This window comes from Brevibacterium sp. AGC70 (genome assembly GCF_057334195.1).
In genome coordinates this window covers 170238-192664 of record NZ_JBHFIH010000019.1, presented here as the reverse complement: position 1 = coordinate 192664, position 22427 = coordinate 170238, and the positions used below count along the sequence as shown (strand labels likewise).

At 63.7% G+C, this 22427-nt stretch carries 26 protein-coding genes; 12 read left to right on the top strand and 14 right to left on the bottom strand.

Annotation, left to right across the window (positions count from 1 at the left end):
- Positions 1-75: 75 nt before the first annotated feature.
- The 3 genes from ACE03M_RS18575 to ACE03M_RS18565 form a co-directional block, all read right to left on the bottom strand.
- Entirely contained in the window at positions 76-609 is a 534-nt protein-coding gene (locus ACE03M_RS18575; protein ID WP_485935474.1) for a type 1 glutamine amidotransferase domain-containing protein, read from the bottom strand.
- A gap of 164 nt (positions 610-773) precedes the next feature.
- Positions 774-1730 (bottom strand): NADP-dependent oxidoreductase, encoded by a 957-nt coding sequence (locus ACE03M_RS18570; RefSeq protein ID WP_485935473.1) that lies wholly within the window; start codon positions 1728-1730, stop codon positions 774-776.
- Positions 1731-1861: 131 nt separating this feature from the next.
- Positions 1862-2524: a hypothetical protein gene (locus ACE03M_RS18565; protein ID WP_186293025.1), complete on the bottom strand. Its 663-nt coding sequence runs from the start codon at positions 2522-2524 to the stop codon at positions 1862-1864.
- A gap of 245 nt (positions 2525-2769) precedes the next feature.
- Here ACE03M_RS18565 and ACE03M_RS18560 point away from each other — a divergent pair, with 245 nt between their 5' ends.
- The 3 genes from ACE03M_RS18560 to ACE03M_RS18550 are packed head-to-tail and all read left to right on the top strand — an operon-like array spanning position 2770 to position 5004.
- Complete coding sequence (locus ACE03M_RS18560) at positions 2770-3177, top strand: YciI family protein (protein WP_485935472.1); 408 nt, start codon at positions 2770-2772, stop codon at positions 3175-3177.
- The gene (locus ACE03M_RS18555; protein WP_485935471.1) at positions 3126-4298 is read left to right on the top strand and encodes an RNA polymerase sigma factor; all 1173 of its coding nucleotides are present in this window, start codon (positions 3126-3128) and stop codon (positions 4296-4298) included. Before ACE03M_RS18560 ends, ACE03M_RS18555 begins: the two co-directional genes overlap by 52 nt.
- Before the next feature lie 34 nt (positions 4299-4332).
- On the top strand, positions 4333-5004 hold the full coding sequence (locus ACE03M_RS18550) for a DNA alkylation repair protein (RefSeq protein ID WP_485935470.1): 672 nt from the start codon (positions 4333-4335) through the stop codon (positions 5002-5004).
- 7 nt (positions 5005-5011) lie between these two features.
- Here the strand turns inward: ACE03M_RS18550 and ACE03M_RS18545 are convergent, their stop codons facing one another.
- A complete protein-coding gene (locus ACE03M_RS18545; RefSeq protein ID WP_485935469.1) occupies positions 5012-6436 on the bottom strand; it encodes an amidase in 1425 nt (474 codons plus the stop codon).
- Between the two features lie 134 nt (positions 6437-6570).
- Positions 6571-7020 (bottom strand): flavodoxin family protein, encoded by a 450-nt coding sequence (locus tag ACE03M_RS18540; RefSeq protein WP_485935468.1) that lies wholly within the window; start codon positions 7018-7020, stop codon positions 6571-6573.
- A 42-nt stretch (positions 7021-7062) separates the two neighbouring features.
- Between ACE03M_RS18540 and ACE03M_RS18535 the strand changes: the two genes are divergently transcribed.
- From ACE03M_RS18535 to ACE03M_RS18525, 3 genes are all read left to right on the top strand, one after another.
- On the top strand, positions 7063-7992 hold the full coding sequence (locus tag ACE03M_RS18535) for a Sir2 family NAD-dependent protein deacetylase (protein ID WP_485935467.1): 930 nt from the start codon (positions 7063-7065) through the stop codon (positions 7990-7992).
- Positions 7989-8591 carry a TIGR03085 family metal-binding protein gene (locus ACE03M_RS18530; protein ID WP_485935466.1) on the top strand — a complete coding sequence of 201 codons (603 nt, stop codon included), beginning with the start codon at positions 7989-7991 and terminating at the stop codon, positions 8589-8591. The genes ACE03M_RS18535 and ACE03M_RS18530 overlap by 4 nt, the downstream gene beginning before the upstream one ends.
- A gap of 122 nt (positions 8592-8713) precedes the next feature.
- Positions 8714-9112 carry a DUF4190 domain-containing protein gene (locus tag ACE03M_RS18525; RefSeq protein ID WP_485935465.1) on the top strand — a complete coding sequence of 133 codons (399 nt, stop codon included), beginning with the start codon at positions 8714-8716 and terminating at the stop codon, positions 9110-9112.
- Positions 9113-9131: 19 nt separating this feature from the next.
- Here the strand turns inward: ACE03M_RS18525 and ACE03M_RS18520 are convergent, their stop codons facing one another.
- From ACE03M_RS18520 to ACE03M_RS18480, 9 genes are read right to left on the bottom strand one after another with little or no spacing between them, the layout of a single operon-like run.
- A complete protein-coding gene (locus ACE03M_RS18520) occupies positions 9132-10760 on the bottom strand; it encodes a polyamine aminopropyltransferase (protein WP_485935464.1) in 1629 nt (542 codons plus the stop codon).
- Positions 10757-11182, bottom strand: a complete 426-nt coding sequence (locus tag ACE03M_RS18515; protein ID WP_143922130.1) for a DUF350 domain-containing protein — start codon at positions 11180-11182, stop codon at positions 10757-10759. The genes ACE03M_RS18520 and ACE03M_RS18515 overlap by 4 nt, the downstream gene beginning before the upstream one ends.
- Positions 11183-11211: 29 nt before the next feature.
- Positions 11212-11568 (bottom strand): hypothetical protein, encoded by a 357-nt coding sequence (locus tag ACE03M_RS18510; RefSeq protein WP_143922129.1) that lies wholly within the window; start codon positions 11566-11568, stop codon positions 11212-11214.
- Positions 11565-12143 (bottom strand): DUF2617 family protein, encoded by a 579-nt coding sequence (locus tag ACE03M_RS18505; RefSeq protein ID WP_485935463.1) that lies wholly within the window; start codon positions 12141-12143, stop codon positions 11565-11567. Before ACE03M_RS18505 ends, ACE03M_RS18510 begins: the two co-directional genes overlap by 4 nt.
- Positions 12143-12760 (bottom strand): DUF4178 domain-containing protein, encoded by a 618-nt coding sequence (locus ACE03M_RS18500; protein ID WP_485935462.1) that lies wholly within the window; start codon positions 12758-12760, stop codon positions 12143-12145. The genes ACE03M_RS18505 and ACE03M_RS18500 overlap by 1 nt, the downstream gene beginning before the upstream one ends.
- A gap of 38 nt (positions 12761-12798) precedes the next feature.
- Positions 12799-13149: a GNAT family N-acetyltransferase gene (locus ACE03M_RS18495; protein WP_485935461.1), complete on the bottom strand. Its 351-nt coding sequence runs from the start codon at positions 13147-13149 to the stop codon at positions 12799-12801.
- Between the two features lie 7 nt (positions 13150-13156).
- Entirely contained in the window at positions 13157-13792 is a 636-nt protein-coding gene (locus ACE03M_RS18490; protein ID WP_485935460.1) for a hypothetical protein, read from the bottom strand.
- 31 nt (positions 13793-13823) lie between these two features.
- On the bottom strand, positions 13824-14015 hold the full coding sequence (locus ACE03M_RS18485) for a hypothetical protein (protein WP_485935459.1): 192 nt from the start codon (positions 14013-14015) through the stop codon (positions 13824-13826).
- Positions 14012-14680 (bottom strand): DUF1707 SHOCT-like domain-containing protein, encoded by a 669-nt coding sequence (locus ACE03M_RS18480; RefSeq protein ID WP_485935458.1) that lies wholly within the window; start codon positions 14678-14680, stop codon positions 14012-14014. The genes ACE03M_RS18485 and ACE03M_RS18480 overlap by 4 nt, the downstream gene beginning before the upstream one ends.
- 137 nt (positions 14681-14817) lie before the next feature.
- Between ACE03M_RS18480 and ACE03M_RS18475 the strand changes: the two genes are divergently transcribed.
- The 6 genes from ACE03M_RS18475 (at position 14818) to ACE03M_RS18450 (ending at position 22297) form a co-directional block, all read left to right on the top strand.
- Entirely contained in the window at positions 14818-17994 is a 3177-nt protein-coding gene (locus ACE03M_RS18475; protein WP_485935457.1) for a DNA polymerase III subunit gamma and tau, read from the top strand.
- A complete protein-coding gene (recR, locus tag ACE03M_RS18470; protein ID WP_143922123.1) occupies positions 17991-18596 on the top strand; it encodes a recombination mediator RecR in 606 nt (201 codons plus the stop codon). The genes ACE03M_RS18475 and recR overlap by 4 nt, the downstream gene beginning before the upstream one ends.
- Before the next feature lie 191 nt (positions 18597-18787).
- Positions 18788-19420 (top strand): DUF2975 domain-containing protein, encoded by a 633-nt coding sequence (locus ACE03M_RS18465; protein WP_143922122.1) that lies wholly within the window; start codon positions 18788-18790, stop codon positions 19418-19420.
- A complete protein-coding gene (locus ACE03M_RS18460) occupies positions 19420-19653 on the top strand; it encodes a helix-turn-helix domain-containing protein (RefSeq protein WP_009883155.1) in 234 nt (77 codons plus the stop codon). Before ACE03M_RS18465 ends, ACE03M_RS18460 begins: the two co-directional genes overlap by 1 nt.
- Positions 19654-19922: 269 nt before the next feature.
- Positions 19923-21248 carry an aspartate kinase gene (locus ACE03M_RS18455; protein ID WP_143922121.1) on the top strand — a complete coding sequence of 442 codons (1326 nt, stop codon included), beginning with the start codon at positions 19923-19925 and terminating at the stop codon, positions 21246-21248.
- Positions 21245-22297 carry an aspartate-semialdehyde dehydrogenase gene (locus tag ACE03M_RS18450; RefSeq protein ID WP_485935456.1) on the top strand — a complete coding sequence of 351 codons (1053 nt, stop codon included), beginning with the start codon at positions 21245-21247 and terminating at the stop codon, positions 22295-22297. The genes ACE03M_RS18455 and ACE03M_RS18450 overlap by 4 nt, the downstream gene beginning before the upstream one ends.
- Positions 22298-22427: the final 130 nt, after the last annotated feature.

Here is a 22427-nt window from a genome sequence, read left to right as displayed (position 1 = left end):
ATCCGAATGTTCTCGGATGGGAGCCTTCTTCGTGCGCTGTGTACAGGCGCATCAGCCTGCTTCAGTGCCTCAGCCTCAGCCCAGCGCGTTCGCGATGGCTGCGTTGAACGCGTCGAGGTCTCCGGGGTTGCGCGATGTGATGAGGTTGCCATCGACGACGACCTCGGAATCCTCCCACTCTGCTCCGGCGTTGACCAGATCGGTCTTCGTCGAGACGAATGAGGTCAGCTTCCGGCCCTTGGCCACGCCTGATTCGGCGAGGATCCAGGGTGCGTGGCAGATCGCGGCCACTGGCTTATCGGCCGCGAAGAATGCTTTCACCAGTGCCACCGCGTCCTCGTCGAGGCGCAGGGCATCGGCATTGAGGGTACCGCCTGGGAGCACGAGGGCATCGAAGTCCTCAACTTTGGCTGCAGAGACGGGGACGTCGACGGTGAACTCATCGGCATGGTCCCAGTCGCCATTCATCGCCTGCAATGTGCCTTCGGACGGCGAGACGATGACCGTCGTGGCTCCTGCCTCGTCAAGTGCTCCGCGGGGGCTGGTGAGCTCGACCTGCTCGACTCCGCGGGTGAGGAGGATTGCGACCTTCTTGTCTGAGATTGCCATGATGCTTACTCCTAGTCAGTTGGCGGATCCGACGCGCCGCAGACGATCTGACATCGTCATATGCGATCTCTCAGCACCGGGTGCTGTTCGTCGGTGTCGTCAAGGAGAACGCGCCGACCCGGGCACAGTATTCCTGACCGCCCACCATCGGATGCGAACTCGGATCAGCTGCTGAGGAACTCGCGCTGATCGTTGGTGAGGGGATCGGCGTCGACGCGGAGGACCACCTTGCCGGCAGGGTGCGAGCCCTTGAGGAAACGGTAGGCGTTCTGAACCTCGTCGAGCGAGAAGACCCCGGCGACGGGCACGTGCACATGTCCGTAGGCGATCGCTTTGGCAAGCCACGCGAGGTCACCGCGGTCAGCCGCAGTCTCGCCTGCGATGCTCACCCCGTACGTGTCGGCGACCTGTGGTCCCGCTCCGATCGAATTGATGCGCCCGGCGGGAATGTCGAGACTCAGCAGCTGCTTGATCTCGGCCTCGTCCTGGGTCGAGAACGCGGCAGCGATGCCCTCGGGGGCTGCCTCCCGCAGGCGGGCCTCGAGCCCCTCACCATAGGTGATGGGTTCGATGCCGAGATTGCGCAGAGCATCATGGTTGGCTTCGCTGGCCGTGCCGATGACACGGGCGCCCAGATTGACCGCCAATTGGGCTGCGATGATTCCGACTCCGCCCGAGGCGCCGGTGACGAGGACGGTCTCACCTTCGGTGATCGCCAGGGCACGGATGCCCGCGATGGCGGTGCGCCCGGCGATGTAGAGGCCCCCGGCTGTATCGATGCCGAGACCGCGAGGTATCTTGTCGAGTCGTTCTGCCGGGTCCCGGATGAGCAGATGAGTCGTCTGCGTGCGATGTGGCCGTCCCCCGAAGACGAGATCGCCGGGGGAGAAGTCGGTGACACCTTCACCAACCTCGTCGATGACTCCCGAGAAGTCAGCGCCGTTGCCCTTCGTGCCGGTGGCCTGCCCGAAGGCTCCACCGATGACGGCGAGATCGACGGGGTTGAGTCCGGCATAGCGGACAGCGACACGAACCTCACCTGGCCCGACTGAGGGGGCGTTCGCCTCGGCGATGTGGAGCTGGTCGATATCGCCGTTCTGGGTGTACTGGACACTGCGCATGATGGGAATGCTCCTCGCTGGTCGATGTGGCAGGTGCACGACCTGTGAAAGTGTGCACCTGCCATAACCATCTGCGGTCGCGAGTTGTTCCGCAGCCTGCCCGACACCAGCGGTGCCGGCCGCGGCTATGCTCAGTTGAAGCTGGGGAAGTCGAGTTTGTAGCCGACGTAGCTGCCTGAGACCGATGTGACCTTGACCGTTCCGTAGCGCTTCTCGCCGTAGGCGGTGACGTTGCAGGAGGCCGAACCTCTCTTGGAGATGACCATCAGGTCGTTGAGGCATTCGACCTCGTCGACGGTCGTCCCCTGCTTGGAGTACGCCTTCTCAATGTCCTTCTCGAGGAGGGAGGCGGGAATGGTGCCGTTGCCCTGCTCATCGATTTCGAATCCGGGGTCATCGGCGCTGGCATGTTCGCCGCTCGAACTCGATGATTCTTCACCCGCCGAGGTGGATGTGCCCGACGATGATGACGCAGCATCCGACGTCGCTGACGAGGCTGAGTCGGAGGACGAGGTGCCATAACCGCCACCTGATGATGAGCCCTGACTCGACGAGGAATCGGGGGAGTCCTCGGTGGCGGCGTTCGACTCAGACTCCTCCGGCGCTTCCTCTGCAGGAGTCACGGCCTCTTGCTGCTCGTCAGGATTCGCTGACGTCTCGTCACCCTCCTGGGCCCGCGTCTGCTCCTGCTCGGGAGTGCCGAAGGAGATGTTCATATCGCAGGCAGACAGCGACAGTGCCGCCGCAACTGCGCCGGCGACGGTGATGGACCGAATGATCTTCTTAGTCTTCATGGTGAACTCCTGATGAGGTGAAGGTGGTGTGTATGAGTCCACTCTGTCAACTGAATCCGCCGAGGTGGAGGCGTGTGTGTTCGCATTCGGAGACTTGTGTTCCAGGTCGGTTACAACCGGACATCGGCGACTATCCGTGGAAGAATCGAAGGATATCTCGCCGAGGATGTCGAGAATGCGCATGTGGCTCCGTCCCAGAGATGTCAGCGAAGTTCGCGACGAGCAGATGATAAGAGGAGAAGATCATGGCTAAGTACCTGATGCTCAAGCACTACAAGATGGCCCCCGAATACATGCAGTACACCCCGATGGAAGAGTGGACGCCGGGCGAAGTCGACGCGCACATCGGCTACATGAACGACTTCGCGGCGAGGTTGAAGGTCAGCGGCGAATTCGTCGACTCCCAGGCCCTGTCGCCCGAAGGGACCTTCGTGCGTTTCGACGGAGAGGGCAAGCCGCCGGTCACCGACGGCCCCTTCGCTGAGACCAAGGATCTCATCGCCGGCTGGATGGTCATCGACGTCGAGTCCTACGATCGGGCACTCGAACTCGCGGGCGAACTCTCGGCGGCACCGGGTGTCGGCGGCGAGCCGATCCGGGAGTGGCTCGAACTCCGTCCGTTCATGGGAGTGACCCCGTCTACGACGGACTGAGGGAGCTCGTTCCCATCGTGATCGGCATCCTCGAGCGGAGGGGAGCAGACTTCGCCACCGCCGAGGATGCCGTTCAGGATGCCCTGATCGAGGCGTTTCGCACGTGGCCGGAGAACGAACCCCGGGACAAAAAGGGGTGGCTGATCACGGTCGCCTGGCGCAAGTTCCTCGACCGCATCCGTGCGGAGTCCGCGCGCACTGCGCGGGAGGAACACGCCTTTACGCTGGACACGGATGCGGCGACGACCTCGGCCGATGACACCGTCGATCTCTATTTCCTGTGCGCCCATCCGGACCTCAGCCCAGCCTCGGCGGTGGCACTGACTCTGCGGGCCGTCGGCGGGCTGACGACTCGACAGATCGCCGAGGCCTACCTGGTACCGGAGGCGACGATGGCTCAGCGCATCTCTCGGGCCAAGCGCACCCTGTCCGGACGCAGACTCAACCGCCCGGGAAACGTCTCCGCGGTCCTCACGGTCCTCTATCTCGTCTTCAACGAGGGCTACTCGGGTGACGTCGACCTCGCCGCAGAAGCCATCCGTCTCGCCCGGGCGCTGGCCGCATCGATCGACCACCCAGAGGTCTCCGGGCTGCTGGCCCTCATGCTCATCCACCATGCCCGCCGTCGAGCCCGGTTCACCGCCGAAGGGGCCCTGATCGCCCTCGCCGACCAGGACCGATCCCTGTGGGAGACCGAACTGATCGCCGAGGGCATCGCCATTCTGCAGACCGCGCTCGCCCGCGAGGAACTCGGCGAATTCCAGGTCCAGGCCGCCATCGGCGCTCTCCACGCCGATGCACAACGTGTCGAGGACACCGACTGGCCGCAGATCGTCGAATGGTACGACGAACTGCTCAAATTCCACGACAGCCCGATCGCATCCCTCAACCGGGCCGTCGCGATCGGTGAAGCCGAGGGGCCGGCGGCCGGACTGGCCCAACTGGACAGACTCGATGAGACTCTGCCGCGCTACTTCGCCGTCGAAGCCCACCTGCGAGAACGGGCGGGAGAAGACGAGGCGGCGGCGAAGCTCTACGTCAAGGCCGCCGCCAAGGCCGGCAACCTCGCCGAGCGCGACCACCTCATGCGTCAGGCGGCCCGGCTGAACTCCGAACGCTGAAGACCGAGCACCGAACTCGCGGTAGTCTGATCGCATGGTTGAGGCAAGCATGCACAGCGTCATGGAGACACTGGCGACAATGGAGGATCCCAAGGCCCGTGCCGTCAACGAGAAGCACGGCGACGATCACGGTGTGAATCTGACGAAGCTGCGGGCCGTGGCCAAGGAGCTGAAGAAGAACGACGACCTCGCCGTCGAACTGTGGGACACCGGGGATACCGCGGCGCGTCTCGTCGCGATCCTCATCATGCGCCCCCGCAGCTATGATGCGGAGGGCCTCGATGCCATGCTGCGCGATGCACGTGTGCCGAAGGTCCACGCCTGGCTGGTCAACTACATCGTCAAGAAGTCGAAGCATGCCGAAACACTGCGCCTGAGTTGGATGATCGACCCCGACCCGGTCGTGGCCTCAGCCGGGTGGGCATTGACCAGTGAGCGTGTGAACAAGTCGCCCGAAGGCCTTGACCTGCCCGGTCTCCTCGACATCATCGAGGCGCGGATGCTCGGCGCCGAAGAGCGCCTGCAGTGGGCGATGAATGAAACCCTGTCCTACATCGGCATAGAGAACGAACAGCTGCGGCCACGTGCCATCGCCATCGGCAACCGCCTCGGCGTCCTCAAGGACTATCCGACCCCGCCGAACTGCACCTCCCCTTTCGCGCCGACCTGGATCACAGAGATCGTGGCCCGCCGAGAGGCGCAGTAAGCGTCGTCTAGACAGCCACGATGTGCGGGTGCTGTCGGTGGAAGTCGGTGGCCTGTTGGAACGCATGCCCCGCGGCCAACAGCAGACTCTCCTGAAAGTCACCGGCGACGAACTGAGCGGCCAGCGGGGTGCCGCGCTCGGAGAATCCGGCTGGCAGGGTGATCGAGGGCATACCGCAGTTGTCGATGGGGGCCGTCGGAACCGTCACCGCGGCAAACAGCTCGGCATCCGAGCCGAGGTTCTCCATCTGCGTGATCGTCGGTGAGGCGGCTCCGATGCCCGGAAGCAGGAGCAGGTCGATGTCGGCCATGAGCCCGCGCATGCGACCGGTGAATGCCCGCCTGGATTCGAGCAGTTCGTGGTAGTCGACGGCGCTCAGTCGGCGCCCCACCTCGATGAGTCCGGCGAGATCGGGTCCGTACTCGGCCGATCTCGACGGGTAGTTCTCAGCATGAACGCCCGCGGTCTCGATTCCGCACAGCGCCGTCCATTCCTGTGCCGCTTCGGGAAACCCTGGGGTGCGTACGTCGAGGACGCGCCAACCGAGGTCGATGAGCACCTCGATCGTGGACTCCAGCATCTCATTGGTCACGTCATCGAAATGCTCGGCGGCCAGTTCGCGGTCGAAGCCGACGACCGGAGCGTGGTCGAGTTCGAGCTGCTGGCTGTAGCGGGGGACCGGTTCGAGGGCAGAGGTCGGGTCGTTGGGATCATGCCCGGCGATGGCCTCGAGGATGATGGCGGCGTCCCGGGCGCTGCGCGTCATCGGGCCGATGTGGTCGAGACTCGGCGCCAGTGGGAAGATGCCGTTGCGCGAGACCCGGCCCCACGTGGGTTTGAGTCCGGTGACCCCATTCGCCGAGGAAGGCAGTCGGATCGATCCGCCCGTGTCCGAACCCAGGGAGCCGTAGCAGAGGCCGGCGGCGGTCGCGACGCCCGAACCGGACGAGGAGACTCCCGACCAGGTGTTCGGCTCCCAGGGATTGACCGGAGTCGGCAGGTCGGGGTGGTGGCCGGTGAACGCACCTTCGGTCAGTCGCAGCTTCCCGAGGATCACGGCCCCGGCAGCCCGCAGCCGTGCGACGACGGTGGCATCGCAGTCTGGCCGGAAGTCGGCGTGGATCGTGGTGCCCGCGCCCGTTGGTGCGTCGTGAGTGTAGGCCAGATCCTTGATCGCCAGCGGCACGCCGTGCAGCGGTCCCAGCCAGTCCCCGCGAGCCAGACGCGCATCGAGGACATCGGCTTCGGCCAGTGCCGATTCCCGCATCAGGGTGACGAAGGACAGAAGATGGGAGTCGAGCTCGGCGATCCGATCGAACATGCCCTGCGTGGCGTCTCTGGAGCTCAGTCGCCCGGACCTGATGAGTTCCGATACTTCGTGCAGTTCGCGGAACTCGAGTCCGCTGTTCGCCGCGGGTGTGCTGCTGGCCATGGACGCCTCCTTGCATCGGTTTTCCTCATGCTATCGGGGAAAGTCCGGAAAATCACTGCTGGTCAGATCCACCACCGGCAAGTTCTCGCAGGGCTTGGACGTGAGCGTCGGAAAATGCCGGTGCTGCCCGGCGCTCACATGGCCGCAGCCGCCACGGTGGCCGCGAGTTCGGTCGCACTGGCGAGGTGGTCGTCGGTGACTTCGCCGGTGACGATGAGAGGGTCGAAGACGAGTTTCCAGCCAAGGCCCGTGGTGATCTGCGTCATCGCGGTCTCCGCCCCGGTCGTGTCATAGCCTCCGTGAATCCAATAGGAGAACGGGCGGCCGGCGGTCGGCAACCTAACTTCGTCGTATGTGGTGTCGAAGAAGTGTTTGAGGGCACCGGAGATGTAGCCGAAATTCGCCGTCGTGCCGAGGACGAATCCATCGGCGGCGAGCACGTCCGCGGACGTCGCCTCCAGTGCCGGACGGACCGTCACGTCGACGGCACCCAGCTCCGGCATGCGCAGTCCGGACAACGCCGCCTCGGCGATTTCAGCCGTTGCCTGTGACGGAGAATGATGAACGAGCAATATGCTGACCATGGGACCAGACTAACCCTGCAGCAGTTCGACGAGGGAGGATTCGTGGCAGTCATCTTTGATCCGCTTCGAGGGCGGACGCGGCCCGCGGCCAGCCACAGTGATGAGGAGATCATCGACGTGCTCACCGGCGTTGATGAGACCGTGGGAGTCGATACCTCCGGGTGGGCGGTGCTGACCGGGGCCGGGATGAGCACGGATTCGGGAGTTCCCGACTATCGGGGACCCAACGCGGTGCCACGGCAGCCGATGACGATCCAGACCTTCCTGTCCCACCCCGATCAGCGGGCCCGCTACTGGGCGCGCTCCTGGGTGGGCTGGCCGCGCATGCGCTCAGCGCGTCCGAACGCAGGTCATCTGGGACTCGCGGCGCTGCCCGTTGCCGGAATAGTCACGCAGAACGTCGACGGACTCCACCAGGCCTCGGCGAGGCAGATGGGCAGCGACAGTCCGGTCATCGACCTGCACGGCAGCCTTGATCGTGTCATCTGCCTTGACCAGGGGCACATGTTCGACCGCGACTGGGTCCAGACCAGGCTCAGTGAGCTCAACCCCGACTTCGCGAAACTTGTGGGAATCGATCCGATCGATGTCGAGACGGCGCCCGACGGTGACGTGGATCTGGAGGAGACGGCGGACTTCATCGTGGCCGATTGCCCCCGCTGCGGCGGATTGCTCAAGCCAGACGTCGTGTACTTCGGTGATTCCGTGCCGTCGGCACGGCTGCAGGAAGCGAATCGCATCTGCGATGAGGCGAGCGGAATCGTCGTGCTCGGATCCTCACTCGCGGTGCTTTCCGGGCTGCGATTCGTACGGACGGCCGCTAAGGAATCGAAGCCGGTCGTCATCGTCACCGACGGTCCCACCAGGGGCGATGAGCTCGCCGACTACCGCTCGATCTCCCGCGTTGCCGATTTCGTGCAGGACTGGGCACTCAGAGGAATCCAAGGCGATGATGACAAGCTTCAGGCATGACCAATCTTGCGCGAACCGAACGCCTCCGCCTCGTCGATACAGCTCACAGGGCCGGTGAAGACGCCCCGACTCTGTGCGAGGGCTGGACGACACGTGACCTGGCCACACACCTCGTGATTCGCGAGCGTCATCCCGCTGCAGCCCTCGGCATCTTCATGCCGAAATTCGAGGGCAAGCGCGAGGATCAGGAGCAGGCGTATGCCTCGATGCCGTATTCGCATCTGCTGGGTCTGGTGGCATCCCCGCCGAGGTGGACCCCTGGCGGGTGGCCCGGCGTCGAATCGGTGATGAACACCGCCGAATACGTCGTCCACCATGAGGACATCCGCCGTGCTGCGATCGAGTGGATCCCACGCAGGCTGTCGCTGCCGGAGAACCGTGCGGTGTGGGCCGCGTGCCGAACCGCACTCCTGCCCTTCGCAGCCAAGGCCGAAGGTCGTGTGGAGATCTCCAGTCCCGGCTTCGGCCAGCGCAGTGCCGGCAGGCAAACCCGCGGAAGCAACGGGAAGGCCGACGGAATCACCATCACGGGCGAACCCGTGGAGATCCTGCTCTACCTCATGGGGCGTCAGCGGCGTGCCCTCGTCGACGTAAAGTGAAACGGCTGCTTCAGCGAAACGGGGGAAAACCCCCGAGCAGCGCAACGGTTTATATCATTCACCCCGCCGCGCAGAGTTCCTAAGCTGGTACCAACAGCACAGAGACGAGCAGAGGCAGAATCATGGACACCAACTACACCCCCAACCTCGACAGCAGCCAGCACTCCGGCAGCCGGGGCTACTACGACCCTACCGAGAACTACGGCACAGGCGCGCAGCCGCAGCCGCCGCAGTCATACCGTCCTCGAGCCGAGGAGGATCCGGGTAAGGTCCTCGGGATCATCTCCCTGGTCGCGACCCTGTCGACGTTCCTCGGTTTCAATTTCCTCGGCCCGATCATCGGTATCATCACCGGTCACATGGCACGCAAGAACTCACGCGGCGCAGGCTTCGCCGACAACGAGATGGGCAAATGGGGCTTCATCCTCGGCATCGTGTTCATCTCGGTGGCAGCACTGGGCGGACTGCTCGGCCTGTCCATCGCAGGCTTCGCCGGACTCGCCGGCCTGCTGGGAGCCTGAGCTTCAGACAGACTGAGACTCAGTACCCGACCCAGGCTCCGCGCTCCTGATCGAGCACGCGAGGGTGGAGCAGGGTCGAAGCCTCAACGTCGCCGACGGAGGCCCGATCACGGTCGGGCGGGAACGTGGTGGAAGAAGCGAGCACCTCAGGAGTCGCGAATTTCAATCCCTCGGGCGCGTCCCGAGGGATTGTCACGTCCGGACCCTTCTGGCTGGTCCCGTCGTGTTCAGAGACATCGGCGAGGAAATACCCCCAGTCACCGAAGCTGGGAACATCGACGTGATAGGGCGTGGTGGTCAGGCCCGCCTCGGCGACGGCCTCTCCGATGCCCCAGTACGCTTCCGGCGCGAAGTACGGGGAGCCGGCCTGGACGACGAGGCGGGCCTCGGGGGACATCACCTGCTTGATCAGACCGTAGAACTCGATGCTGTAGAGCTTCGAGGTGGCCACATCGTCGGGGTCGGGCAGATCGGCGATGACCGCATCGTAGGCGGTGTGCTTGGCTTCACGCAGCCAAGTGAAGGCGTCCGCGGCGACGGTTCTCACTCGGGGATCGTCAAGGGAGTCTTCGTTGAAGTCGGTGAAGTGGTCCGAGGTCCTCGCGAGTTCGAGGACGCGTGGGTCGAGGTCGACGAGCGTCACCGATTCGACGTCCGGGTACTTGAGGATCTCCCGCACGGCCAGGCCGTCCCCGCCGCCGAGGACGAGGACGTTGCGCTTGGGGCCGTCCATGAGCGGATGGACCAGGGACTCGTGATAACGGTATTCGTCGGCCGAGGCGAACTGCAGGTCCCCATTGAGATAGAGCCTTGTGTCCCCGGTCTTCTGCGACTCGGTGAGCACGATCTCCTGATAGTCCGTGCGCTGGGAGTACACGATCGGGTCGCGGTAGAGACGCTGGCGGGTGGTCATCTCGATGTCGTCGGTGAACACCCAGACGACGGTGAGCCCGCCGACGATGAGGACGAGCAGACCCGCCAGGATCACCTGCGTTCGGGTGCGGATCTCAGTGCGGAAGAGCCAGAGGACGATGAGGATGCCGACGACGGCGTTCGTGATCCCCACAGCCAGAGCGCCTCTGGGCAGACCGAAGACCGGAAGCAGGATGAACGGGAAGGCGAGACCCCCGACCAGCCCGCCGACGTAGTCCGCGGCGAAGAGATCGGCCACGGCGCTGGAGGCCTTCTGCGCACGGATGCGTTGGACGAGCTCCATGAGCAGAGGGATCTCCGCGCCGATGAGCGCACCGATGACGAAGGCGAGGGCGACCATCGCCACGGTGTAGACGTCGGCGAAGGCGAATGCGAGGTAGAGCAGGATGACCGAGAGACCGCCGATGATGCCCAGGGCCGCCTCGATGAGGGCGAAGGCGACGGCGGCGAATTCGGTCAGGCGCTTCGTGGCCAGGGACCCGATGCCCATCGCGAAGACCATGACGGAGAGGACGATCGAGGCCTGGACGATCGTGTCGCCCAGTAGGTAGGAGCCCAGAGCGACGAGCGCGAGCTCGTAGACCATGCCGCAGCTGGCGCAGATGAAGACGGCCAGGAGTACGAAGAAGCGGGCAGGTCCTGGCTTCAGCGGCAGCGTGATCGGTCTGCTGCCGCTGATCGAATCGGCGTCACCGGTTTCGGTCGATGAACTCAAAGGAGTGCTGCGGCCATGATGCCCGCGATGCCCACATGAGCCGTGGCATTGACCCAGACCTCAGGGTGAAGCTGATCGGCATTGACGATGTCGCCGAGCTTGCCGGGGGTGAAGGCGTCGATGAGCAGGAAGCTCAGGGCCATGAGGATGATGCCGACGAGGCCGAAGACCAGGGTGGAGATGATGCCGAAGAGGAAGTCATCGGAGCTGGCCCGGATCGCGGCGATGACGATGATTGCGACTCCGGCGAGGTCGGATGCAACGAGGACCGCGGCGTTCCGCGACTTCTGCTCCCAGAGGATGACGTGCAGTTTTCCGGGAGTGAGGAGGTCGACGACGAAGTAGCCGATGAGCATGAGCGCGAGGCCGCTCACAGCGTAGGAGAGGACGATCCCGATCTCAAGGAAGAGTTCTGCCAACATGATTGCCTTTCAGAGTGCTGTCGGTGCTGTCATTTGCCGGTGCCGGGTCCGCCGCCCCGGAACCCTGAGCCGTCGCCGTAGTTCGATCCGGTGCTGCTGGAGCTGCCGCCGAAGAAAGGCAGGAAGAAGAATCCTCCACCGCCACCCGAGCCGTCCGAGTCATCCGTGCAGCCATTCATGATGTTGCCGAGGATCAGGACGATGACGATGAGGATGACGACGGTGCCGCAGCCGGAGCGCTTCTTCGGGCCGCCGGAGTTGTTGTTCGAGGGCCCGGAGCCGCGATTGCCTCCGGACCCGCGGTCTCCACCGCCGGATGCGCGCCCGTTCTCGGCATCGAAGTTGAAGGAGCCTCCGCCCATGGAGACGTTGGGATCGTGACTCATGATCTCCTCCTCAGCTGACTCTGGCTGTGCACGATCTGTCGGTGCTGCGGATAGCAGTGCCAGCTCTGCCAAGAGACCTGCTCCGACGTCATGTCAGTGAGCGCCAATGCTGTGAGCGCACCCGGTTCACCGGGGAAGTCGACGACGAGATGACGGTCATGGGCACTCGAACGGGCCACCACCTCGGCGGCGGCATCGCTGAAGCTGCCGGCCACATCCGTGAGTTCACACCGGAACTTATGTCGGGTGAAACTCGACCAGGTTCCAGCGGTGGTGCGAGTCGTGTCCCAGGCGGGACGCTCATCCTCGCCGAGGCAGGCGAAGGTTTCGATGAATGAGTCGGTGTCGTGCTCGCTCAGGATCACCTGGTGGGATGAGCCGATGACGTGGAGCTCGAGACGCGAGCGGTCCTGCCTATTCGCCGACGGCAGCTCGATGAAGTCTGAGGCCAGAGGGGTGATGCGGCCGTGGTCGAGGCTGAAGGTCAGCGCCTGGGCAGACGTATCGGCGAATGCCACGTCGACGCTCACGTGCTGGGTCGCCACCGGACCGGTCAATGGGGGAGTGAGCGTCATCAGCTGCCCGAATAGATGGTGAAGGAGCCGACCGGGATCGATTCGCCGGTGCTCACTTCCCAACGGCCGTGGTCGAAGCGTTCGAAGGCGAGCAGCTTGTGGTCATCGGACTCGTAGTCGACATAGTCCACGCCGCCCTTCTCATTGAGGCCGGTGGTGCCCTCGGAGCGGTAGGAGGCGGTCCCGTGCTCGACGAGTTTGTACTCGGTGCCCTCGATCGTGATGGTCTTCGCCTTGGGCTCGATGTCGAGCTCGGGGCGATCACTCCACCGGGAGACCTGCAGGTCCGGATCCTTCTCGACGGTCAGCCACAGGCGGGTGGCGGACTGGTCTGCCTGGAAGAAGTGCTCGGCCCAGTCGTAGCCGCCCTCGGAGATGCGCAGGGTCCCGCGGACGAAGAACTTCTCATTGCCGAATTCGAGCAGGTCGCCGGCCTTGATCGTCTCCGGATCCCCGCCGGTGTTCTGTTCGGGGGCGAACGGATCCTGCGGTCGGCGGGATGCGGCCGCATTCTCGTCGAACTTGCGGCGGCTCGCGGCGCGCCTGCGGACGATGATCACCGTGATGATGATGACGACGATGAATACCAATACGGTGATGAGGATGTTGGACGACACGGGTGCCTGCTTCACTCAGTTAGCCGGAACTTTCACACTCAACTGTAGTCGAAACGTCCCTCGAGCGCGGTCATGGAATCCGCAGGGAAGAAACCGAGATCCCGGTTGAGCGCGTGCATCGGCGCGTTGCTCGTGGCTGTGTAGGTCTGGACCCATGAAGCCTGGGCGGCCTCCGGGATGTCGTGGAGCTGGCGCATGTTTGCGACCTTGAGTCCGCGTCCGATGCAGCGACCGCGATACGCACCGTCGACGAAGGTGTCCTCCTGGATGACGATGTCCGGTTCGTGGCGGGAGACCATGATCTCCGTATAGCCGACAGGGGCGGGGCCGGTGGAGTCGTCGTCGATGTGCGCGATCGAGCTGACGAGGATCCAGCCCTGCTGCGCCATCCGCTCCTCATGGGTGCGAATCGCGCTCGCACCGGCATGTTTGAGGGTGCGAGTCAGTTCGCCGACGGGGACATCCTCGTCCATCTGTTCCTGCAGCCCCACCCAATCCTCGACCGCTTCGTCCGGGCAGCCGCCGATCCACGAGGTGACGCGACTTCGCATCCGGGTTCTTGTAGCGGTTCGCATCCTCGTGCAGGTAGGCCGGCAGGTCGAGTAGGAGGCGATGTTCCTGGTTGCCTATGCGCAGGCCCTGGGTTTGAGCGAAGGCCACGCCTTCCGGGCAGTAGGTCTCGGTCTGGACGAGGTCCGCGCGCCCACGCAGCAGCTCCTCGACGGCTCCGGCTATCGAGGTGCCGTGGCCTCGGCGCCGGCGGGCGGGCACAACTCCGATCTCGACATCGGCGGGAGCATCGGTGACGATGTTGATCTCCGCTCCGCCGATGGCCTCCTCGCCGAGGTGGGCCAGGAGTGCGATGTCCACCTTGTCCGAACGTGGGTGGGCGAACTGGGTGAGGGTGGATTCGAGACTCTGCCACCAGGGTGCGGTTCGACCAGCAGTGTAGGCCGCGCGCATGAGGTCGTGCCAACGCGTGAGCCCGCCGACATCGTCGGGCTCGATGCAGGTGATCCGGACATCGACCATGTCACGAGTCGACCATGGCCCGACACGGATTTCAAGGATTCCGGTGCGAGTCCCTGCCGTCCTCAGGTCCCGCCTCACCGGTGGGATCGTCTTTGGGAAGGCGCGAGCCGATGTGCGCATCGGAACGATTCATCACCCGGTAGACGAGGAAAGCCCCCACACTGACGATCACTATGATGGCCAGGATGAGGAAGATGACCGCGCCGAGACCGGGTTCCATCACTTGGCCATTCGACGACGGTCAAGGAAATTCGCGAAACGGGCGCGGAAGGAACCCATGCCGATCGAACCGGTGACCCGGATGATCGGCTTGCGTCCCTCTGGGACGGCGTTGACCACGGACTTCACCGAACCCCAGGACTTCGACAGAGAGTCGATGTTGACGGCCCAGTCATCGGGGACGACGACGATCACAGACCCCATGCCGGCGACGACTTCGACATCGATGACCGCGAGGCCGGTCTCGACCTCGAGGAAGTTCAGTTCGATGTTCGCCCCTGTCGGGTGACACCGAATATAGGGAGGAACCTGCCATTTGGCGCGGCGGACCTCGTTCTCCCAGCCGGCCTTGATGACCAATGGCTCTCCTGCCTCGATGGCCTGCCCTGCGGGAGTCGATCGAGTGAGAGATGAGCCGGGACGGAAGCGATCAGAGGGCAGATCGGTGGTGAGGTCGGCGAGGACCTCGTCGAGATCGATCGGGAACCGGGCGGCATGGACCTTCTCCATGCGCTCGTCGAGTTCCTCAACCGTGATCCGGCCGTCGCCGGCGGCTTCGCGCAGGACCTCGATCGCTTCGTCGCGCTCTTTGTGTCCGATGCGGTAGGACTTCGCAGGGTCGTTTTCGGCAGGGAAGTTGTCGGGGGAATCGGGGGTGGAGTGGCTCATAGTCTCTATCGTGCCCGATCACACCGCCGCTTACAACGGACTGCACCGGGCATCGGGCGCGGCGATGGGCTGCAGGTCACCATGGCGTCGAGGAGCGGTCCGTGTGTCGTGTCAGCCGTTGGCATTAGGCTAGGAGAGTGTCCACCGCACTGTACAGAAGATACCGCCCAGAGACCTTCGATGAGGTCATCGGTCAAGAGCATGTGACCGATCCGCTGAAGGCCGCGATCGAACGTGGCCGCATCAACCATGCCTATCTGTTCTCCGGCCCCCGAGGCTGCGGCAAGACCACCTCGGCTCGGATCCTGGCGAGGTGCCTCAACTGTGCCAAGGGCCCGACTCCTGTGCCCTGCGGTGAGTGCCCGAGCTGTGAGGACCTGGCCAACGGCGGTCCGGGATCCCTCGACGTCGTGGAGATCGACGCGGCCAGCCACAACGGTGTCGACGATGCCCGTGACCTGCGTGAGCGTGCAATCTATGCCCCGGCTCGCGACCGGTATAAGGTCTTCATCCTCGATGAGGCTCACATGGTGACCTCGCAGGGCTTCAACGCTCTGCTCAAGATCGTCGAAGAGCCGCCGCCTCACATCAAGTTCATCTTCGCGACGACCGAGCCTGAGAAGGTCATCGGCACGATCCGCTCGCGGACCCATCATTACCCGTTCAGGTTGGTTCCGCCCGAGGCACTGGGCAACTACATGGAAGATCTGTGCAACCGCGAAGGTGTGCAGGTCGCCAAGGGTGTGCTGCCGCTCGTCGTGCGCGCCGGCGGCGGTTCCGTGCGTGACACACTGTCCGTCCTCGACCAGCTCATTGCCGGTTCGGGTCCCGACGGTGTCGACTACGCCGGAGCCATCGCACTCTTGGGCTACACCCCTGACTCCCTGCTCAGCGACATCGTCGATGCGTTCTCCGCCGGTGACGGCGGCGGGGTGTACCGGGCCGTCGAACGTGTCATCGAGTCCGGTCAGGATCCGCGTCGCTTCGTCGAGGACCTGCTCGAGCGCACGCGAGACCTCATCGTCATCAATGCTGCTCCTGAAGCCGCTCACGCCTTCCTGCCGGAGGTCCCTCCCGACCGCCTCGAACGACTGACTCTGCAGGCCAGAGGGTTCGGCCAGGGCGAACTTTCGCGTGCCGCTGACCTTCTCAACCAGGGTCTGACCGAAATGTCAGGAGCAACCTCACCGAGGCTGCAGCTCGAGCTGATCTGTGCGCGTATTCTTCTGCCCGGTTCGGGCCGCAGCCGCGATGCCGTGCTCAGTCGTGTCGAACGGATGGAACGCCGGATCGGCATGTCCGCATCGGGAACGGCCGCAAACATTCCGCCCGCCCCGCAGGATGGAGTGCAGGACAACACTGCCCAGCCGGTTGCCGGTGCCCAGCAGCGAGAAGCTGCTCCGTCGAGTTCGGCGCAGGCAGCTTCGGCACAGTCTGCGCAGGCGCCTGCAGCGCAGCCCTCAAGCCAAGCACCACATGATGATTTCGACGACCTCGCCGAAATGGCTGTCGCCGCGGAATCCATGCTCAACGAGCCGCCGCGCTCGACTCCAGATCCATCACCGTCAGCGAACGCAGCCGCAGAAACAGAACCTTCCCAAGAGCCCGCGGTCGAACCAGCACCGCAGAACCAGGCTCCGGCGTCTCCTGTTCAGGCGGAGCAGGCCCGAGCTGCACAGGAACCCCGGGTGCAGCGCGAACCGGAAGTCGGTGCACCACCGCAGGAATCAGCCCCGGATGCTGGCTCTGCTCCGGAAAGCGGCGCCGTGGCCGGTGCCGGCAACATCGGCGGCGAGATCGAAGCTATTCGACGAGCCTGGCCGAGCATCCTCGCGGCAGTCGAGAAGCGCAGTCGCCTGACCAGGGCGATCATTGCTGCGAATGCGATCCCGCAGTCGTACTCGGAGGGTGTCGTCTATCTCGGATTCAACAACGCCGGTTCCGTCCAGGGCTTCCAGCAGAGAGACCACGCAGCGAAGCTGGCGATGGCGATCAATGATGTCCTCGGCATCCAAGCTCGCATCGATATCGGCGACGTCGGTCGTATAGGTGGAAATTCGAGTCAGGCGGATGCCGGGCGCGGAACCGGCGGCAAGGGCGCCTCGGCACCGGTGGCGAATGAGGCCGCCGGCAACCGGGGGCAGGCTCCCGCACAGAGGCGACCCAGCCCTCAGGAAGTCGCCGCGGTCGTCGGCACTCGCGAGGTCGACAAACCGCAGGTTGATCGCGAGAAATTCTGGGAGACCAGCGGCTCTCCTCAAGGTCCTTGGTCCGACGACGACGAGGAGGGAGAACAGCCGGCGTCAGACGAAGCTCCACAATCACCGACTGATTCCGAGCCCGACGCCCCAACGGATGTCGACCATCAGGCCTACGACGATTCGGGCAGCCACGCCGGACCAGAAGGAGAACCCGGCCCGGACGGCCTCGCCGGGTCGGCTGATCAAGCGCAACTGGTCGACGAGCCGACGGCGTCCGAAGATCCAGAGGAAGCAACACAATCCCAGGGACCATCGGAGTCCGACGAGCCGATGCTCGAAGAGCCAGCTGTGGAGGCACCGAAGCCAGACGAGCCAGCGGCGGATTCGGATATCGTCGTGCCCGATCTCTCGGACGATGACTTCTTCAGCGGCCCTTCCGACAACGCGTCTGATCAGCAATCCGAAATGGATCCACTGGCGCACACCACAGCACCGGCGACACCGGACGCACCGATGGAGTATGTGCAGCCACGGTGGGAGGAGCCGGCCTGGCACGATGGGCCGAGCGCTGGCGACCCGAACCTCGGTGGTTCCCCAGGCGGCAAGGGTTCGTCGAACGATTCAATCGACGAGTCCACGAGCGCGGGTTCGGGAGCTGTGGAAGTCGGAGCGCTGGTGGTGCCTCCGCCAGAGGATGATGATCTCGACTTCCTCGGTGACTACGCGGAAGGGGATATGGGACTGTCGGATTCTGCGGCACAGCCAACTTCGCAGTCGCAGGCTCAATCGGCACAGTCCTCGCGACCTCAGGGACACGGGGGCACGAAGCCATTCAAATCCCGTTTCGCTGCTCTGGCCGAGAAGCACGGAGGCGCCACCCCACCGCAGCCGGCCCAGACCGGAGCAAACGCGTACCCGCAGGATGCGAACGGCTCATTGCCCGGAAACGGTGCGGTGGACGAAAGCGCAGATGATCAGCCCCAACGCCCCGGAGCCGACGAAGACGAATATGATCCGGAGACGGACCTCGACGTCTCGGAAGCTCCACAGATCGGCGTGGCCGTGATCGCACGCGTCCTCGGCGGCGAAATCATTGATGAAAGAGAAGTATGAGCGCGGTTTACGAAGGTGCCCTGCAGGACCTGGTCGAAGAATTCGGCAAGCTTCCGGGCATCGGCCCGAAGTCCGCGCAGCGGCTGGCGTTCCACATTCTCCAATCTGAATCCGCCGACGTCAGCGCCCTGGCTCAGGCCCTGACCGAAGTGAAGAAGCGCGTGCGCTTCTGCGATATCTGCGGCAATGTCTCTGAGGAGGCAGAGTGCACCGTCTGTCAGGATCCGCGTCGTGATCGTTCGATGATCTGCGTCGTCGAGGAGCCGAAGGATGTCGTCGCCATCGAACGCACCCGCGAATACAGGGGCCTCTATCACGTCCTCGGCGGCGCGATCGATCCCATGGCAGGAGTCGGTCCCGACAATCTGCGCATCAAAGAGCTGATGCCGCGTCTGCAGGACGGTGAGGTCAAGGAATGTGTCATCGCCACCGACCCCAATCTCGAGGGTGAAGCCACAGCCACCTACCTCGTGCGGCTGCTCAACTCTTTGGGCGTCACCGTGACCAGGCTGGCCTCGGGACTGCCCGTCGGAGGGGACCTTGAATACGCCGACGAGGTCACTCTCGGACGGGCCTTCTCCGGTCGCCGCGCAATGGACTGAACTGTCTCTGCCGAGCTTCTCCTGCTGCGGGAGAAAGTATCGACCGTCCTATTGACACCTTATCGATTATCGTGAAGTATATTGTTTATCGATATATCGAGAAACGATAAGAAGTCGCAGGTCGAGACGGCGAATTCGAGGTCTACTGCTTGACGGTTCTGAGAGGTTCGCCGAAGAAGGAAGGCAGAACCATGACACAGGGAAACAGGCAGGGTGAACTGCCCGACGAGGCTGCCAAGCGGAAGGCATTCGGCACTGGATACGAACTCTGGGTCGGACTGGCGATCGGATTCTACGTAATCTATGCCGTGACGGAGCTGATCACCGACCTCGTCCACGAGAAGATCACGCTGCCGCTGGAGTTCGAGTCGGAGGCTGTGGCCACGCTCGACTTTCCGGGGGCGGATGCCACGCTGAGCGGTCTGACACAGATAACGGTGGCGACCACAGATCTGGCCACCGCGACGTTGGTGCTCCTTCTCATTGCGAAGATCACTCTGATCCTCACCTTCATTGTTGCAGCGATATCGATCGTTCCCATCATCAGAGACATCGCCAAAGGTGACCCGTTCACCGGCCGTTCGATCACAGCGCTCGGAGTGCTCGAGAGCTTCATCGCTGTCGGGTGCCTGGTGTACTTCGGCGCCATGGTGCTGGGCAGCAACATGGTCTCACGAGACCTCGATATCGCCGATGATGTCGGTCCCGGTGTGACGACCGTACTGGCGTTCACACTGTTGGGCGTCGTCGGAGGGATCGAGCTGCTGCGCAGGTGCTACAAGTCGGGACAGAAGGCCCAGGAAGAGCTGGACGGTCTCGTCTGATGGTCGAGGAATTCGAATCACTACACGTCGTCTGTCACCTTGACTCGCTGCTGACTCAGCGGGGTCTGAGTCTGACTGAGCTCTCGAAGCTTGTTGATGTGTCCTTGGCGAACCTCTCAGTTCTCAAGAACAACCGGGCCAAGGCCATCAGATACTCAACACTCATCGCACTCTGCCAGGTTCTGGACTGCCAGCCCGGGGACCTGTTCACCGTCAACGTTCGACCCGACTGAGACGAGCAGAGCACGTCGTCGCTTGAGGGGTCGAGATCGTCAACAGCTCGGGGATCTCAGCGGATCCACGAAGCAAAGCCCGGGAACCTGAGCAGTGTCTGAATGACGGGCGAAGGTGAAGTGAAACGGCCGACCTCATACAATGGTCGAGGTGCCGGGGAGCCGACACGGCTGAAATTCTGATCGATGCAAGCACGAGACAACCATGTTTGGAAGCATGGAATCGATCGCCCGGCACGGAACTTATCAGCGATAAGGAAGAGACTGCAGTGAGCATAGTCGTCCAGAAGTTTGGCGGGTCCTCGGTAGCCGATGCGGAATCGGTGAAGCGGGTGGCCAAGCGAATTGTCGAAAACCGTCAGGCCGGTCACGAAGTTGTTGTCGTGGTGTCGGCCATGGGAGACAGCACCGACGATCTCATCGACTTGGCCCAACAGGTCTCTCCGATGCCCCCAGCCCGTGAGCTCGACATGCTTCTCACTGCCGGTGAGCGCATCTCCATGGCGGTTCTTGCCATGGCGATCGCCAACCTCGGCGAGGAAGCACAGTCATTCACAGGCTCCCAAGCCGGTGTCATCACCGACGAGCAGTTCGGCAAGGCGCGCATCATCGACGTCACGCCAGGCCGAATCCGCTCGGCACTTGACCAGGGATACGTGGCCATTGTGGCTGGATTCCAGGGAGTCAGCCAGACAGCGAAGAACATCACCACACTGGGACGCGGCGGATCGGATACTACCGCGGTAGCCCTCGCAGCAGCACTGGATGCTGACGTGTGCGAGATCTACACCGACGTCGACGGTGTCTTCACCGCCGATCCTCGCATCGTGCCGACCGCGCACAAGATCGATGAGATCGGCTACGAGGAGATGATGGAGATGGCGGCCTCGGGCGCCAAGGTCCTCATGCTCCGGTGCGTCGAATACGCCCGCCGCTACAACGTGCCGGTGCACGTGCGGTCCTCATTCTCACGTAAGCAAGGCACCTGGGTGACTGACTCACCCATTCCTGAAGCCTTCCGGCCGACACGGGGAGCGAAGGCCCCGGCAGCGGAATCAGAAACGGAGTCCAACATGGAACAGGCAATCATTTCCGGAGTCGCCCATGATCGCTCGGAGGCCAAGGTCACGATCGTCGGCGTTCCCGACGTTCCTGGCAAAGCCGCCGAGATCTTCAACACCATGGCTGCGACAGAGATCAACATCGACATGATCGTGCAGAATATCTCCACACGAGAACCGGCCAAGACCGACATCTCGTTCACCCTGCCGATGGACGATGGTGCTAAGGCGCTCGAGGCCCTCGACGCGGTGAAGGCCTCGATCGGCTTCGACCAGGTTCGCTACGACGACCAGATCGGCAAACTCTCAGTCGTCGGTGCGGGCATGCGCTCTCACCCCGGGGTGACCGCCATCCTGTTCGAAGCGCTGAGCGAAGCCCAGGTCAACATCGACATGATCTCCACCTCGGAGATCCGCATCAGCGTCGTCACGAGGGCAGACGTTCTCGACGACGCAGTCCGCGCCGCGCATGCCGCGTACGGACTCGACAGTGAAGACGACGAAGCAGTGGTTTACGGAGGTACCGGACGATGAGCGTCAATATCGGAGTAGTCGGAGCAACAGGTCAGGTGGGCGGCGTCATGCTCGACCTGCTGGCAGACAACCCAGGATTCGAGATCAACAGTCTGAGGCTCTTCGCTTCGGCGCGGTCCGCGGGTAAGACCATCACGTTCAACGGTGAGGAGATCACCGTCGAAGACGCCGCCGAGGCCGACCCCAGCGGACTCGACATCGCCTTGTTCTCTGCCGGTGGAGCCACCTCCCGGGCGCAGGCGGAGCGTTTCGCCGCGGCCGGAGTCACCGTGGTCGACAATTCCTCGGCCTGGAGATCCGACCCTGAGGTTCCACTCGTCGTCAGCGAGGTCAACCCTGAGGCCATCGACGCGGTGGCCAAGGGCATCATCGCCAACCCGAACTGCACAACGATGGCCGCTATGCCGGTCCTCAAGGCGCTCGACAACGCCGCAGGACTCAAGCGGCTCATCGTCAGCACCTACCAGGCAGTGTCAGGATCGGGCCTGAGCGGCGTCGAGGAACTCGCCGGTCAGCTCGAAGCCGGGGTTGCAGATTCCCGCAAGCTGGCTCGCGACGGCAGCGCCGTGACCCTGCCTGCGCCGGACAACTACGTCGAGCCCATCGCATTCAACGTCCTGCCGATGGCAGGGTCTATCGTCGACGACGGTGAGCTCGAGACCGACGAAGAGAAGAAGCTGCGCAACGAGAGCCGCAAGATTCTCGGTAAGCCGGACCTCCTCGTCGCCGGCACCTGCGTGCGCGTTCCCGTGTTCACCGGGCACAGCCTGAGCATCCACGCAGAGTTCGACTCCGAGATCACCCCGGCCAAGGCCACCGAGGTGCTCGCTGAGGCACCCGGCGTCGAACTTGATGACGTGCCCACACCGCTGAAGGCGGCAGGCAAGGATGCAAGCTTCGTGGGCCGCATCCGCGCCGACCAGTCTGCCCCGGCAGGCAAGGGACTCGTCCTGTTCGTGTCCAACGACAACCTGCGCAAGGGCGCTGCCCTGAACACGGTGCAGATCGCCGCGCTGCTGGCGAAGAAGGTCGAGTCACAGGCGGCCTGAGCAGTCGGATAGCCGAACCGAACGCCCGGGAGCCTTGCTCTCGGGCGTTCGTCGTTGCCGGAAGGTCTTCGAACTCGGAGTGGAGCGAGCGTGACGGGACACATAAACACGTTGCTATATATAAATATTT